The organism is Brakhagea baltica (assembly GCF_052161605.1).
Classification (GTDB): domain Bacteria; phylum Planctomycetota; class Planctomycetia; order Pirellulales; family Pirellulaceae; genus JBKCUI01.
This window is the reverse complement of the sequence record NZ_CP197409.1, coordinates 4,163,021-4,178,431: the sequence shown is the minus strand read 5'-3', so window position 1 is coordinate 4,178,431 and position 15,411 is coordinate 4,163,021. Positions and strand designations below refer to the sequence as shown.

Here is a 15,411-nt window from a genome sequence, read left to right as displayed (position 1 = left end):
AGACTATGGCAGCGACGAAGATGGGAAAAATCGAAGTAACAAAAACTCACCTCAAGTGGGTTACGTGGTGTGTTCTGATTACGACGATCCTGTTCGTCATCGCTTCTCTCAATCCCGCGCTCAACCGACTGGAGCAAACTGCGTTCGCCCTATTGAATACAGCTCGATTCATGATGTTGGGCTGTTTTGTGACGTTGGCCGTTGGATTAGTCTGGTATCGCGAGAATACGCCTGATAGGGTTACGTGTGCTGCGACCGATTCCGAACTGATTTGCACGCCATGCGATCGAGAGAATGTCTGGATTGTAAACGACGAAGATCTGGCAAAATGTGAGCAAACAAGTGTGTTCACGCCACCCGCTAAGGATTTGCGCAAGATTCAGATCGTGGTGATTCGATCCAAAGAGATTCCCTTATCTGTGTTGCCACATCTACAGCAACTCAAGCATCTGACTACACTTGATGTTCAAGGCTCAACAGTGTCGGCAGATTTTTGGAATGGGTTAGAGAGATGCCGTGACTTGGAGCATATTTTGGCCATGGGTGCGATTGAACCAAGTGAGATGAAGCACGTGCATATGACGCTACCCGAGGCCAAGTTTTATCTCGAACGTCGTTCCTTGGTCATTAGGCGATAGGTAACATTCGATGGACTTCAATTGAGCGAATACATGGCATCAGAAAACGGAGTCGGCAAAGTTTACTTAGTCGGGGCAGGACCTGGTGATGAAAGATTGATCACTGTCCGTGGAGTGGAATGCTTAGCCAAGGCGGATGTTGTACTCTATGACGGTTTGATCAATCCTAAGCTGTTACAATACGCAAGTCCGATGGCTGAGCAGATTTGTGTTGGCAAGCATGGTCACGGGGGCATGTGGAAGCAAAAAGAAATCGATAACGAAACGGTCAGGCACGCATTGCAGGGCAAGAAAGTCGTTCGCTTAAAGGGTGGGGACACCACGGTTTTTGCAAGAACAGCAGAGGAGATCGAAAGGCTTATCGCAGAAGACATCCCGTTTGAAGTCGTACCTGGTATCACGGCAGCTCTAGCAGTGAGTGCGTACACAGGGATCCCACTGACCCATCGAGATTGGGCATCTTCGGTCGCGTTGGTGACGGGTCAATTGCAACCGGTGGATGGCGATGTGCTACCAGAAGATTCATTGGATTGGCAATCTCTAGCGAGCTTCCCGGGGACGCTGGTGATTTACATGGGAATGACCACGGCGGGCGTGTGGAGTCAAATGCTAGTGGAGCATGGTAAGCCCGCGTCGACTCCTGTTGCTTTAGTAAGACGCGTTTCTTGGTCAGATCAACAGTTGATCAAGTGTACTTTGGGTACTGTGGTACAGACATTGAATCAGCATCGCCAATTTCGTTCGCCGAGCATCGCCATTATTGGAGAAGTCGTCAACGCTCCAAACGATAATGATTGGTTCGCTTCGCGTCCGCTGAACGGTCTTCGTTTCTTGGTCGCCAGTCCCGAGCCCACGGCGTCCAAGCTAGAGGGTTTGTTGCGAGAGGAGGGGGCGATGGTAACGTTGGATCCTTCTATTAGAATTTCACCGCCCAAGACTTGGGGCTTAGTCGATGAGGTATTAAACCGCATTTCGGAGTTTCATTGGGTTGTCTTCTCCAGTTCGAATGGAGTGGACCAGTTCATGCAGCGATTGTGGGAAAGGAATCAGGATGCTCGCTCCCTCGCAGGTTGTCGCATTGCAACCGTGGGTGATGCCACAGCGGCGAGCCTGAGGCGTTGGGGGCTAGCCAGTGATTGCTCTCCGGAAACGGGAGCGATGGAGCAATTAATTCCGCTCTTGACGGATGAATGCCGAGGCAAGAAGGTACTTTTCGTTCGTACCTCAACTGGCAAACTCTTCGGCATGGAAGCCTTAGCCGAGGCGGGAGCAGAAGTCACTTCTGTCGAAGTCTACGTTCAGGCGTCTGTCGAGAGTTGGTCAGTCAAACGGAATACAGAGCTAGCAGGAGGTCGATTTCACGGCATTGTCGTCACGAGCCAGAACGTTGCTGCTAGTGCAGCACGATTGATGGGGGAATTTGCCAAAGAGCAGACTTGGTTTTGCTTATCAGAGACGATTGCCGAACACTTGCGGCAACTCGGGTGCACGCAAGTGTTTTTCGCAAAAGAGATTAGCTTGATAGCATTGGTTCAAGAGATTAAGGAACGGATGCGATCGGTTCCAAGATCACATGCTTAACCTTGAGTCGTTTCCAGGTGTAGGTGATGTGGATTCGACCATCTCTGGTTTGGATGATAGCTGGATAGCTGAACTCCATCCGTGGCTCGTTTTCTAGTTCCAGTACGGGAGCCCATGTTTTCGCATCGCTAGAAATCGCCAGATTGAGTGGCGAGCGGCGGCCACCCCATTCGGCGGATTGCTTGGTCACATGATTGTAGATCAGTAGATGACGTCCATCTTTGAGGGTGACCGCATCGGTACCTGAGTTGGGGTTGGGCAAATCGATCAGACTCATATCGCCCCAGGTCTTGCCGAGATCGCCCGAGGCGATTTGAAACAAGCTTCCTTGTCGAGATCTTCCCAGAGCGAGCAGTTGGTCGCCGCCGAGGAATAGGATACTGGGTTGGATAGCGCCGAATTGTTTCGGATCATTGAGCGGCGGTGTGCGAGTCCAGGTTTTGCCAAGGTCCTGGGACCATTCCATGTGAGCGGTCCACTCGTCCGTATCGTCGGTTTCGTTGCTGGTTGGGCAGAGGATGGTGCCATCCGGCAGTTCGACAGGTTTGTTTTTGATAGGGCCCAAAATTCCTTCGGGAAGCCGAACTGGTGTGCTCCAGGTTTTACCGGAATCGTGCGACTCCATCAGCATGCCCCACCAAGTTTGAGGGCTCGGTCCACATTTGTAGAATAGCAATAGTGGGCCTTGGCTCGGTTGAAACAGGACAGGGTTCCAAGTGGGATAACGTTTGAGAGATGTATGGTCCGACGAGTGATTGTTCCAGTGGAACTGAACACCGTTTGCAACCTCAACCGGTTCGCTCCAGGACGAGCCGTTAAAATGAGAGAGCCATATACCAACATCGTCCGCCTTCTCTTCTGTTCCGCCAAACCACGCGCAGACGATGGATCCGTCGCTGCACTCGACGATCGTCGAAGCATGGCAACTGGGGAACGGAGCGGTTTCGTAAATGAATTGCTCGGAGACTTTCTTGAATGTCTGAGCTCGTGCCGATCCTTGAAAGGGGCCCAATCCGATCGTAAGCAGGATGAGAGAACAGAGTAGTAAGTGAGAATATGCCATCGTAACTCTAAGCGTCATAGTGACTCCAAACTAGGTGGGTTCTGGACTAGCAAAATCGGTATCCAGAGTTGGGGAGGAAATTATTGGCTTGGTTGACACAGGACACCGCAATTGCACGAGGAGGGTGCTTGCGGCAATCCCAGTATTTCGCGGGCGAGGCGAATGCTTGGGGGGCTAAAGGCAAATGCCAGCGTGAGCATAACGACCCATTGTCTTCGGGTAAGACTGTTCGAAATCACATTCATTTTGTACGGATCGGTTGGCATCGAGGTTGGTTGCCTGGGGGTTTAGGCCGAAAGGTGTTGCGGGGGGCCCGTGCCGATACTCGTAAGGATACACCCAAACCGACCTCGAATCCAATACAATCTAGCTTTCCTGCTCCTACCTCCCTCCCTGAGTTGTGAATTATGAAACTGGTTGTGAATTACTGGATCTGTGTACTGAGCATGCTCTTCTGCTTTGCTCTAGAAGTTTGCGGTCAAGAGATCAAGCGTGACATTGCTTACTCGTCGGAGGCTCATCCTCGCAAGAAGCTTGATGTCTATACGCCTAGGCAGGCGAATAAGTCACCCGTGGTGGTTTGGATTCACGGAGGTGGGTGGCAGGTGGGCGACAAGTCCGAAGTTCATCGAAAGCCGGAATTCTTCAGGGAATTAGGGTACGTTTTCGTGTCGACAAACTACCGACTGTTGCCAGAAGTCGAGATGCAGACGATCGTCAACGATGTCGCGGAGGCCATTGGTTGGGTCCACGAGAACATTACCAACTATGGTGGGGATCCTGAAAGATTGCTCATCATGGGGCATTCGGCTGGAGCGCAACTGGCGGCTTTGGTCTGCACCGATTTTCGGTATCTCGCAACTCATTCCGTACCGATTTCCGCGATCAAACTTTGCGTGCCGGTCGATGGAGATACCTATGACATCCCAGCCATGATAGACACGGCGGAGATCCGACAAAAGCTGCATGGATTGCCCCTGCCCGACTATGGGCATCGGGTGAAGTTCGGCAATGATCCTGGAAAACATCGTCATTTTTCCGCTGTCAGTCACCTAGCTAAAGGCCAACCCGTTCCTCGTTTCTTAATCCTTTACGTCTCGGGGCATCCGGATGTGACCGCCCAAGCGTTGCGGTTTAGCGACGCACTCCTAAAAGCGGGCGGGGTGGCAACTTGTTTTGCCGCCCATGAGACCACCCATAGTCGGATAAACACCGAGCTTGGCGTCCGCGACGCGGACACGACCAAGGCGTTGCTTTACATGCTCAAGGAGTTGGATTTGCCGTTCGAGTGACAGCACGAACGTTTCAATTCTTCATACTATTCTTACGAATAACGACGTTGATATCGTAGGCGGTGGACGTTATTCTCAAATAACCATCAACCGGCAATCGGTACAAAAGTGTCCTTCCTAGCAAAGGCTAAGGGAATTTCCTGTATGAACTTTCGCATTCGACCGACGTTAATTGCAAGCTTACTGTCATGTTCTTTTGGGTTAATCGGGGGACTATTGGCCAGTAGTTCGGTACTTGGTGACGATTATGTGTCGCAGGTAGCTAAGGCATCGCGAGGTCGAATTGGTCATTCCGTAGAGCATCGGAACTTAACAGACTTTCAGGGCAAGGTGTGGAACACCTCCGACTTTCAGTTGAGCAAAGGAGTTGTCTTTGCGTTCTTGGGTGCAGAGTGTCCCCTGGCCAAGCTTTACTCGTTGCGATTGGTCGAGTTAGCCAACATTTACGAATCCCGAGGAGTGAGATTTGTAGCCGTCAATTCCAACGTGCAAGATAGTTTGGCGGAGATGGCCGCCCATGCCAAGAAGTTCGGGATGACGATGCCCTTTTTGAAGGATCCCGACCAAGGATGGGCCGACGAGTTGGGAGCGACCAGGACCCCCGAAGTTTGTGTTTTGGACGAGTCCGGCACCCTGCGCTATCGCGGCCGAATTGATGATCAGTATGGAATCGGTTATGCAAAAGAAAAGGTCAATGAAACTTATTTGATTGATGCCTTGGAGAGCATTCTGGCAGGCAAGGAGATCGGTGCACCCATCGTTTCCGCTCCCGGCTGTTTGATCGGTCGTGGTCGAAGAAGTGGGGGAGAGGGCATCGCTGAAGGTGAATTGGTTACCTATTCAAAACAAGTGAGTCGTATTCTGCAGCAGCGATGTGTGAGCTGCCATCGCGAGGATGAAATCGGGCCGATGGATCTTTCGAATTATGAAGATGCTTCAGCATGGGCAGATATGATACTCGAGGTGGTCAATGAAGGACGCATGCCCCCTTGGCATGCTAGTCCCGAGTACGGACATTTCGCTAACGATCGTCGCATGACCCAGGACGAGATCGATACTTTGAATCAATGGGTGTCCCAGGGGCTAGCTCGGGGAGTAGCCAGCGAAGATCCTGAACCGTTGCCAGTTGTCCAAGGTTGGCAATTACCGAGGGAGCCTGATTTGGTGGTGGAAATGGCCAAGCGCCCTTTTAAAGTTCCACCTACGGGTGACGTGCGATACCAGTACTTTCAAGTAGATCTTGGACTGGAAAAGGACATCTGGGTAAACGGAATGGAAATCGTCCCTGGCAACAGAGCGGTCGTTCACCATATTTTGGTTTTCGTCCGGGACAAAGATGACAAGTCTCAAAACATCCAGGCCGAAAGAGGCTTTCTCTCGGGCTATGTGCCCGGAGCCCGCATGGAATTCATGCCAGAGGGAATGGCAAAACGGATACCGGCAGGGAGTCAGTTGGTGTTTCAACTGCACTACACACCCATTGGGACCGAGCAATTGGACTTGAGCAAGATAGGCTTTTGGTATGCAGATCCTGCGACCATCACCCATGAGGTCCAGACAACCAGTGCGGTACAAACCGCGTTTCGCATTCCCCCGAGAGCTGACAACTATCGAACATCCGCAATGCTACCAGAGGCATTGCCTGAGAGTTTACTGCTCTCGATGAGCCCTCATATGCATTTACGTGGCAAGTCGTTTCGATATACAGCAGTGTTGCCGTCGGGTGATCGCGAAATTTTGCTAGATATTCCGAACTACGATTTCAATTGGCAAACTGAGTATCGACTGGCAGAACCGAGGCTGATGCCTGCGGGAAGCCGTATTTTCTGTGAAGCCGCATTCGATAACTCGGAGAAGAATCTCAATAACCCGGATCCCAATGCAACTGTGACGTGGGGCGATCAAACCTATCAAGAGATGATGATCGGTTACTTCCATATCGCAGTTCCGATTGATCCTGACACAGGCAAAGCAGCGACACTAACTAAACAGCGAAGTGGGCAGCCATCAGCCAGAGAAATCTTTAATCTGCTCGACCTCGATGGCGATGGCCGGGTTTTGAGAGATCAGGTACCACCGAATCTCAGGCGAGTGTTTGATCGTCTCGACCAGAACAAGGATGGTGTGCTAGAACTCAGTGAGTTGCCACCGACGTTGTAAAAGACGCCGGTTCTAGAGAAGCGACGCCAGTTCTAGAGAAACAAGGGATGGAAGAATCCAACAAGGTGCTAAGCCTTGGTGGATCCGGGGGCATTCCATCCCTCTTAGGTCCGTCGCTGATTGTTAGACTCTTGAGAAGGGTGAGTTGATCGCTGGAACTGTTTCACCGAAGGAATAATCCTCGATTGTTTCCAGAACGGCATGTTTCTCCACTGATTGAATCCATTGCAAACACGCATCGACTGCACGAGCGTCCCATTGCGTATTTCGTCCTTCGGACAGGATTCGAATTGCATTGGCGGATGTCATTGCTGAGCGGTAGACTCGATTGCGAGTCATGGCATCGAATGCGTCAGCGACAGCCAGAATCCTCGCCATGAGGGGTATTTCGTCCCCTTTTAGCTTGTGTGGATAACCTTCTCCGTCATAGCGTTCGTGATGGTACAGGATTCCTGGCAAAGCGAATTTGAGACTGCCAATCCCATCCACAATCTTGTACCCAATCTCGGGATGCTGTTTGATCACGGCAAACTCTTCCAGTGACAGTCGGTCCGGTTTTAGGAGCACGGCGTCTGGCACTCCGATCTTGCCAATGTCGTGTAACGTACCTGCTATGAAAATCTCTTTACAAGCGGATTCCGGTAATCCCATACGTCTTGAAATTTCCAAACCAAATTGAGCCACCCGCTCACTGTGACCGTGGGTATACGGATCTCGAGCTTCAATTGCAATCGACATCGAATGAAGGATACCTAAAGCAAGTTGCTCACTCTCGTGCATCGCTGCGTTGGTATGTCCCTCCACTATCAAAAAATCGCTAACGTCCTGCAGAATCTCAGTCCTAGCGTGCAAGAAATCGGAACGGAATTGGGCATTCACGGCGACCATATACCCCAGGACCTCACTTTCTGAGATCGGTATGATATCGAGAGACCTAATTCTCGTTTTGTTTATTCGGATTCGCAGATTCTGAACATGAAGCGCATCTCCAATGTTGGGGGTGCCATACTTTTTCAGCAGATACGAAATATCATCAATCGTTATTTCACTTCCCGTGCTAACGATGGATTGCAAGGGATGTTTTTGTCGATCCGTATCCGATTCTACGTAAGCTGCGACTACCTCGGCGTGTAAAAACCGGCAAGCTGCATCGACGGCTTGTCGAGCACTATAACACTCGTGAGTGATCCTTTTCGTGTGTTTGCTATTTAAGTTCCTAAGAAAGATACTCATCGCATGAGCATGCTTCAATTCTCGTTCAGCGCTTTCGAGAGCTCTTTCATATCCGTGATTAACGGATGCTCTTTGAACAGCCTCGCACGCCACAGATACCAGCGTTCTCGCGGTTGGCAGAGAAATTGCAGTAAGTTTGCCGATCCCAAACCATGGCAAGGGGGTTTGATCTCCTAGAGGAATGGCAAAAAAGCAATCTGCACCGGCTTCATGTACAGCGGGACAGCCATTCCTAGATGCCTCTGTGGCTGCGGCGATGGCCACGTGAGACTGCTCCTGGTACTTGGATACCAAAAAACTCTCCGTTTGCGGTAGTGCCGAACAAAAAAGTGAGCACTCCGACCCCAATAAATGAGTCAGATCGTTGCACTTTTTGTCAATGCATAGATCCGTAGACATAATTTCCTAGAACTGGCAGGAACAAGCATCATCACGACCGCTTTGGGGCACGCTACAAGGATCGTACGTCGAATTCTTTGCTTACAAAAAATACTTTAGCAATTCCGTCGTCGCCATTCCCATACAGGGTGCACTATTAGGGATCATTACAGTTCTGACCTTTAAGCGTACTGTGAGCAAGTTCTTTATAGGTTGAATGATGGCATCATTGCTACCCAGACATGTGGCTGGCTGGCCACATGCGATGTTGTGTTTTTGCAACACACTGGAAAGTCCATCGAAATCTGAGGAGAGTACAAAGTTCGCAATTATTGAAAAACCGTTGGATTTCGTGGGATGAATCTGCGTTAATTGGCTTTTCGAAAATCGAAACGATGAACGCTAGGCACGTCGGATGCAACTGAGCGGCAGGTAAGCAGTTACAAGCTGGCATCCATTGACGAGCGACCATGATGAAGATACTCCATTTGCTGTCGAATCCCTACCTTTTGCTGGTAGCAATTCTATTCAGTGCCGTTGGCGGCTCAGCGATCCTGTCATCCTGGTGTGGGGGGGCTCCTCGAATGCTCGAAACCGCGCACGCGGTGGAAGCTGAGGAAAAAACTGCACCGACTCACGTTGGGGCCAAGAAGCCTGAGGAGCCAAACCCAGGATTCGTATGCTGCGAGGCAGATTGCAACATCTGCTCAACAAGTAACATGGCTGTTAAAGCAAAAACAAAATTTTGGCAGAACTACCACACACACATGCTTCCCGTCGCGGTCGGACTTTTCATGCTCTCACTGAGCGGATGGAGCCTGCTGGGTGTAGAAAACTTGGCCGCTCGAGATCTGAAGGAAGCAGGGACTTTGCGTCGCACCTAGATGGCTAGAACCATTCTAGGATAGATTTGAAGGGAGTCTAGCGTCCACCTTGGCTGTTGAAATCGCTAAATAGATTCTGAATCTGATTGAGGCCACTCCCGTTGTTACGAATGCGAGAGATGTTCAGCTCCAGATTAAAGAACATCTTCTCGAGCCGTTCTTTCTCACGCTCCAGTCGAAGGTCGATTGCTTCAATCCGTGCACTTTTGAGTTCAATTTGCCTTTGAAGCGAATTCGAACGGGTCAATAGGGTACTTCCGTTAACTCCAGCCAAACTATCAAAAACTCGTTTGGCTCTGTCGCCAAAACCTGTTTCGGCCTTTGTCAAAAAATCTGTGACATCCTGCGGGTTCCTAGCGAGCTCGCGCTGTAACTTTTGTTCGTCGAAAACCATTTGTCCCCGATCGTTTAGTGAAACTCCCAGCTGCTGCAAGGATTGAACGCTTCCGGAGCTAAAGGATCTTTGATTGACCAAGCGAGACAGTGCTTGTTCGACGCGGAGTATCTCCGAGCTGCCGATCAATATGCCTGCGCTCTTCGTATTCGCATCGTAGTCTGTATCCTTCTTGATCTTATCTCGGACCTTGTTGTACTGGTCGACAAAGAGCTGAAGATTCTGGACTAGTGACCTGCTGCCAGTCGTGATGGAAATCGAAACCGGTGACGTTGTCGGTTCCTTTAATTCCAGGGAAACTCCTGGAATCGCATCCTGAATGGAATTATCGGATGAGGAAATAAGTGTGCCTCCCGAAGTCGCGGATCCACCCACCGAAATGATCGCATCCCTGCCAGTTCCGGTCGAGCTCACGTTGAGACCAATCGATTCACCTTCCGCGAAGACGCGTCCTGCAAGACCACTTGCTCGGGATGTAAATAGCAATCTGACCGTACCTGTTGCCGAAGTTAGGAGTGAAGCGGTAACAGGACCGTTGGAATCATTAATTTTACTGACGAGCTCATTAACATCTTCTGAGCCTGTAACGGACAGGCGAAAGGTCTGGCTACCCGTTATTCTGGAGGTTCCTAGCTCTTCTCCGGGTGTTCCGGCCGAACGGATCCCAAGGTCGAGAGCGGCATTGCCATTCGCATTGTCGGTGATTTGAAGACTTTCGCTTCCCCCAGCAGAATCGATGATTTCTATTCCATCGCCGTCAGCATTGATGCGTGCCGTAATTTGCAGCGTCGTATCGCTCAAGGCTTCCAATACATCAGCCACTGTCTTTGTTGTCTCGGCAGACAGCGTGACCGTCTTTGTTTCTCCATTGGAGTTGGTCAATGTAAACGAACCGAAACGGATTCCTCGCCCTTGGTTAAGTGCACTCAAACTTGTGGTTTCACTTACATACTGCATCCGAAGCGAGCCGCTATCGACACTGTTTTGCGGTGCGTCGAGGGCGATTCCGAGCCTGGTAGCTGATTCATTCGAATCGCCGTTCGCGATGACTAGATTGCCGTCCGTGGACCCGGTAACGTCCTGGAGGATAATCCCAGTACGTGAGCGATTCAGTGCTGCGGTCACTCCGCCTCCACTCTGATTGATCCTGTCTATCACATCTCGCAACGTTTGGCTTCCAGCGAGATCCACTTCTGTTGTTGTCCCGGCACGATTCGTGATCGAGATTAAGCCGGGATTACCAATGCCCTGGCCTCCTTGCAGTGTCGAGAGAAGGGGCCCTTGTAACGAGCTCTGAACCCGCCTTCCCTGGATATTATCGGTATCGGAAACCTCTTGATTAAGCCCAAGCTGCTCTGCAAGTCGCCCAGATGCGGTCAAAGTCTCTGATCCGGTCGTTTTATCGATCAGCTGAAAACCTTGTCCATTTTGAGAAATTCTCAGCTCGAACTTGCCAGGGTCGACGGCATTGACTCTGGCAAGTAGTTGTCCGACGGTTGTGGGCGCACCGCTTTCGTTGGCGTCTATGGATATGCTGGTTCCATCTCTGAGGGTTAGGTTCAAATCGGCTCCTGTTCCGAACGCGATACCACGATTATCCCGAAGAGACTGTAGTCGAGTCATACTGCCGATGGACGCGAGCACTTCTCCCGTAGCGGTGTTGGAAGCTACATTCACCGCACTGAGCCCAAGGTCTGCTGCGGTAGCCCCCCCTCCGACCTCTTCTACTACGAGATTGGAGTTCGTCTGACCCGATACGTCGGAAAGTACGATACGATCATTTTGCGTACGAGCGTTTACCCTCAGACCAGAGCTATTGATCGCCTGTACAACATCATCCATGGTGGAAGAGAATCGCAAATCGATCTCCTTGCTCTGGCCGCTTCGATCCGTGATTCGGATCATGCCGCGAGCCACTCCGAGTCCCCCACGCAGATCATCAAGGGAAGCGGCACCGTCCACGAATCCGCCCGTGCGAACCACAAAATCGCCCGCTTGTAACTTTTCAGTGGCAGAAGCAATCGGGCTGCTGGAGGCCGTTGCTGTCTGGCTAGTTTGAACGACTTGGACCGAATAGTTGCCGACCGTTGGAGTGCCAGAGACGGTAGCGCTCAGACTTTCCGGCCTCGACGAGCTAACATTAGAGCTTTGGACATTAGAAGCGATCCCGATGCGAGCTGCTTGCAGCTCCATACCAATAACCAGCGCCGTTAATTCATTGATCGCTAGCTGCTGAGATTGGAGGCCCTGGATCCGACTCTCTAGAAGCTGTCTGGGCCGCGCAGAAACCGACATCAATTGCGTGATGGTCGACTGGATATCAATCCCAGTCGTGAGACCTATATTCGATTGAATTCGTCCCATATTCGTTATTCCATCAAGTCCTAAATCTCAAACCTTTAATTGCCTACTCGACCCAAGGTCTATTTCCAAACCCCATTTACGCTTCGAGGATAAGGACACAGAATGATGCACAACCACTAACCTGAAAGTATGCCCTCCCATCGCAGGAATGAGTCGAAAAACTCCCCAAAAGGAGATTTCGTTCATCAGAGACTGCCCGAGAGCGATGACAAACTGCCTACTTATTTCTATCGGCATAAACGGGCACTTAATCCTTCTCAACCAATGAAAAAGAGGAAGGGCGAGTCAACGACTCGCCCTTCAATATCGTGCCTAAAGCTCTTAGCGAGCAACACGCAATCTTTGCAATCTATCGGAGCAGCGATAGAACCGACTGCGAACTTTGGTTGGCAATTCCGAGAACACTCGTACCGGACTGAACCAAGATCTGTGCTCGTGTCAAGGCGGCAGATTCCTTCGCAAAGTCCGCATCTCGAATGGTACTTTGTGCTTCGCTAAGGTTAGTCAGAGTATCGGTGAGCGATGTCATGTTACTTTCCAAAGTCGTTCTTTGGAATGCACCGAGGCGACCTCGAAGACTCGTGACTTGGTTGATAACTTCGTCAATGACGTTAGCTGCACCTGTGATATCGTTCACCAAGCTCTTCGCTTGACCTTTGCCGAGCTCTGAGAGTCGGCCCGAAACTCCGCCCAACCGCGAGGTGGACAGAGATCCGATTCCAAGCCGAGCTTGCTGGCTGCTCACGACATCACCGCCAAGCTGGAACAACGCTCCACCGCCGGTAATGTTGAAGTTAACCGTGGTGTCTGAGCCTGCCGCTACAGTCATCGAAATATCAAGCGTCGAGGTCGTCAAAGAAATGGTATTTCCGTTACCCGTCGCAGCGAATCCATTGACAGTGGCTACGATATCGGCACCGTTGGACCGAGTCGCGGACAAGCCTGTTGTGAAATCACTTGACAAACCGTTGAGGACCTTGACGTCAACGAACGATTTGGAACCGAAATCGGTGCTTCGGAGAACCAAGGTGCCCGCGTCGTTAACTGCTTCTACCCCAGTTGTATCGCTGTAGCTGTTAACCGCAGATACGATTTGAGCAAGCGAAGCACCAGCGTTCAGTTGCACTTCTTGAGAACCTCGACGTCCAGTCAATTGGAACGTCACATTCTCATTCAACCCGCCACCACCCTGTCCACCAGTCAAGTCAACAATCGTGGGAGCATTATCAGCCCCAACATTGTAAACCTGATCTCCGGTTGCTCCGGAGGTATTGAGCGTTGCAGTAAAGTTGTCAAGGGTATTGATGGCGTCTCGGATTGCGGTAAGGGTAACCGCCGTGTTTTCACGAGTTACAATTTCGATATTACCATCTCCATCGAGCCGAGCTTGGACTTGCCCCGCCGATAGCGCATTTGATGTAACGAACGATACGCTCTTGTTGAAATCACCCGATGCGGTATTTGACGTGATATTGATAATACCATCGAACTCGCTACCCGGAGTGACTACCGTTGGCGTGTTCACACCAATATCGCCAACTCGATCGAAGCGAGCTGTACCATTTAGAGTTTGCCCGGGCACTACTTGGAAAGTGCCATCGTTGTTGATCGCCGTTGCAACGTCATTGACGGTAGCGTTCTCTGCCACGGTAACAATAAGACGATTGAGTTTGGTATCATAGGTAGCGGAAGTAGCACTGCCAGTAACAAACTTCACGTCGGTGAGATTACCTCGTGCACCATCTGCCGGACCTCCATCCGTTGCAACCAAGCGAATGCGACCAGCCGCAGTAACATTCGTACCACCTGCGAAAGGACCGCCCGCCGTGTTAACACCATTATCCGTCGCAGAGAATCGATAAGTCCCGTTCTGAACGTCCGACGCGATGAAGTCACCAGCTAAATCCGTATTGATCGCTGCTGCAATTTGAGAAATGGTCGCATTGTTGGCAACCGTAACTGTAATTCTGTTGGCAGTCGAATCAAAAACTGCACCTGTGGTTGTACCCGATGTGAATTCCAAAACGGTATTATTACCTATCTCCCCATCCGCCAAACCTCCATTTACAGCCGTCAGCTTGAATAGATTCGTTGCAGCAGAAAGCGTATCGGAACCCAAAGTGAACAAACCAGTTCGGACCCCAGCATCCGCTGCGGTCGCCGTTCCGGCACCACCACTGTTCGATGTCGAAAATTCATCTAATGCATTGACATAACCAGCGATGTCAGCGGTTTCATCACCGGTACGAATGTTGATGGTTAGTGTGTTGGTACTTGCATCATACGCAGCACCTCCTGTACCCTGTGCACCTGCTCCATGGACAACGTTGACAACCGTGGAATTGCCTTTCAATCCATCCGCTGCCTCACCTGCGATAGCCTCAATATCAAAAGTAATTGTACCACCCGCCAACGAGATGGAAGCCTTCGCTTGTGTATTTGGTGTGAACGCATTAGCAAGTTGTACGTTACGAGATGCTTCCGCACCGACATTAAAGGAATTGGCGAGATCGATATCGATGACAGCCTCAGTCGCAGGACCGGCAGTGCCAAAACTGATAGAACCCGTCGCCTTGGACGACGCGACGGATGCTGCGATATCCGAATTTCGAATCTCAGCTTGTCTGGCAGCCGAGGATACCTCGACTTGGATGCCGACACTACCCGTTGCACCGAGGTTAGCCTGATTGATCTTCAAGTCGCTAACCGTCGAGAACCCGGTTCCGGCTTGGGTGACAAACTCAAGGCTACCATCAAGAAGCTTTCGGCCTTGGAATGTCGTGGTTTGTGCGATTCGGTTGATCGCAGCCAAAGAGCTGTCGATCTGGATCTGATTCGCTTCGATCTCATTGTCGCTCAAAGCACCACGGTTAGCGGCCTCGGTAACCAACCCACGTATATCGTTAAGCAAGTTCGACACCTGCCCCAGGGCAGAGTCGGCGGTAGCGATAATTTGGGAGGCGCGTTGCGTATTGGTCAACGCCTTGTTGATACTGGTGATGTCGCTGCGAAGCGATTCGCTGGCGATCAAACCTGCCGGATCATCTTTACCGCTATTGATCCGTAGACCGGTGCTCAAACGGGTGAGAGAGGTTTGCAAGTCATTGTTTGTTCGTTGAAGACGAGTTTGTGCTGTCAACGAACTGACGTTGGTGTTAATTCGCGTCATCTATATAAATCTCCAGATTGGTTTATTTGTTGCGCCCACGAGTTTTGAGTGAGCAGGGACTAAATGAATTCGCCTACAAAGGCTGATCAAACTGAAACCGGATCTCCATTCCATCCGATCGCCTGGTCGCCCTCTCCCTGGTTGCCTTCGTGCGGGATCATTTAGCGGCAGGAACAGGCGCGGCAGACCACACCTATTTCACGGACTCGCAAACCTAGCATCGGATATCGTGTCGCGGTCACTCTAGAAGTTTGG

General features: G+C 50.9%; 9 protein-coding genes. 5 read left to right on the top strand and 4 right to left on the bottom strand.

Translation table 11 applies throughout. The features are described 5' to 3' along the window. Positions 1-5: 5 nt before the first annotated feature. Together SH449x_RS15990 and cobA are read left to right on the top strand one after the other, a co-directional pair. Positions 6-638 carry a hypothetical protein gene (locus SH449x_RS15990; RefSeq protein WP_482377076.1) on the top strand — a complete coding sequence of 211 codons (633 nt, stop codon included), beginning with the start codon at positions 6-8 and terminating at the stop codon, positions 636-638. A 33-nt stretch (positions 639-671) separates the two neighbouring features. Continuing rightward, positions 672-2,219, top strand: a complete 1,548-nt coding sequence (gene cobA, locus SH449x_RS15985) for a uroporphyrinogen-III C-methyltransferase (RefSeq protein WP_482377075.1) — start codon at positions 672-674, stop codon at positions 2,217-2,219. On the opposite strand, the gene SH449x_RS15980 is transcribed toward cobA, so the two are convergent. Beyond that, complete coding sequence (locus SH449x_RS15980; RefSeq protein WP_482377074.1) at positions 2,179-3,300, bottom strand: sialidase family protein; 1,122 nt, start codon at positions 3,298-3,300, stop codon at positions 2,179-2,181. The genes cobA and SH449x_RS15980 overlap by 41 nt on opposite strands. Before the next feature lie 389 nt (positions 3,301-3,689). Between SH449x_RS15980 and SH449x_RS15975 the strand changes: the two genes are divergently transcribed. Both SH449x_RS15975 and SH449x_RS15970 read left to right on the top strand, forming a co-directional pair. Beyond that, the gene (locus tag SH449x_RS15975; protein ID WP_482377073.1) at positions 3,690-4,574 is read left to right on the top strand and encodes an alpha/beta hydrolase; all 885 of its coding nucleotides are present in this window, start codon (positions 3,690-3,692) and stop codon (positions 4,572-4,574) included. Between the two features lie 144 nt (positions 4,575-4,718). After that, positions 4,719-6,734, top strand: coding sequence for a redoxin family protein (locus SH449x_RS15970; protein WP_482377072.1), 2,016 nt, complete (start codon positions 4,719-4,721; stop codon positions 6,732-6,734). A 123-nt stretch (positions 6,735-6,857) separates the two neighbouring features. On the opposite strand, the gene SH449x_RS15965 is transcribed toward SH449x_RS15970, so the two are convergent. Then, the gene (locus SH449x_RS15965; protein WP_482377071.1) at positions 6,858-8,261 is read right to left on the bottom strand and encodes an HD-GYP domain-containing protein; all 1,404 of its coding nucleotides are present in this window, start codon (positions 8,259-8,261) and stop codon (positions 6,858-6,860) included. A gap of 554 nt (positions 8,262-8,815) precedes the next feature. Here SH449x_RS15965 and SH449x_RS15960 point away from each other — a divergent pair. Then, positions 8,816-9,229 carry a hypothetical protein gene (locus tag SH449x_RS15960; protein ID WP_482377070.1) on the top strand — a complete coding sequence of 138 codons (414 nt, stop codon included), beginning with the start codon at positions 8,816-8,818 and terminating at the stop codon, positions 9,227-9,229. A 37-nt stretch (positions 9,230-9,266) separates the two neighbouring features. Here the strand turns inward: SH449x_RS15960 and fliD are convergent, their stop codons facing one another. Beyond that, positions 9,267-11,987, bottom strand: coding sequence for a flagellar filament capping protein FliD (gene fliD / locus SH449x_RS15955; protein ID WP_482377069.1), 2,721 nt, complete (start codon positions 11,985-11,987; stop codon positions 9,267-9,269). Between the two features lie 349 nt (positions 11,988-12,336). Continuing rightward, the gene (locus SH449x_RS15950) at positions 12,337-15,156 is read right to left on the bottom strand and encodes a flagellin N-terminal helical domain-containing protein (protein WP_482377068.1); all 2,820 of its coding nucleotides are present in this window, start codon (positions 15,154-15,156) and stop codon (positions 12,337-12,339) included. Between the last annotated feature and the right edge of the window lie 255 nt (positions 15,157-15,411).

What these genes read in the sequence shown, in the direction of transcription:
- SH449x_RS15990 (WP_482377076.1), top strand. Translation starts at nt 6, where the DNA reads ATGGCAGCGACGAAGATGGGAAAAATCGAAGTAACAAAAACTCACCTC.
- cobA (WP_482377075.1), top strand. Translation starts at nt 672, where the DNA reads ATGGCATCAGAAAACGGAGTCGGCAAAGTTTACTTAGTCGGGGCAGGA.
- SH449x_RS15980 (WP_482377074.1), bottom strand. Translation starts at nt 3,300, where the DNA reads ATGACGCTTAGAGTTACGATGGCATATTCTCACTTACTACTCTGTTCT.
- SH449x_RS15975 (WP_482377073.1), top strand. Translation starts at nt 3,690, where the DNA reads ATGAAACTGGTTGTGAATTACTGGATCTGTGTACTGAGCATGCTCTTC.
- SH449x_RS15970 (WP_482377072.1), top strand. Translation starts at nt 4,719, where the DNA reads ATGAACTTTCGCATTCGACCGACGTTAATTGCAAGCTTACTGTCATGT.
- SH449x_RS15960 (WP_482377070.1), top strand. Translation starts at nt 8,816, where the DNA reads ATGATGAAGATACTCCATTTGCTGTCGAATCCCTACCTTTTGCTGGTA.
- fliD (WP_482377069.1), bottom strand. Translation starts at nt 11,987, where the DNA reads ATGGGACGAATTCAATCGAATATAGGTCTCACGACTGGGATTGATATC.
- SH449x_RS15950 (WP_482377068.1), bottom strand. Translation starts at nt 15,156, where the DNA reads ATGACGCGAATTAACACCAACGTCAGTTCGTTGACAGCACAAACTCGT.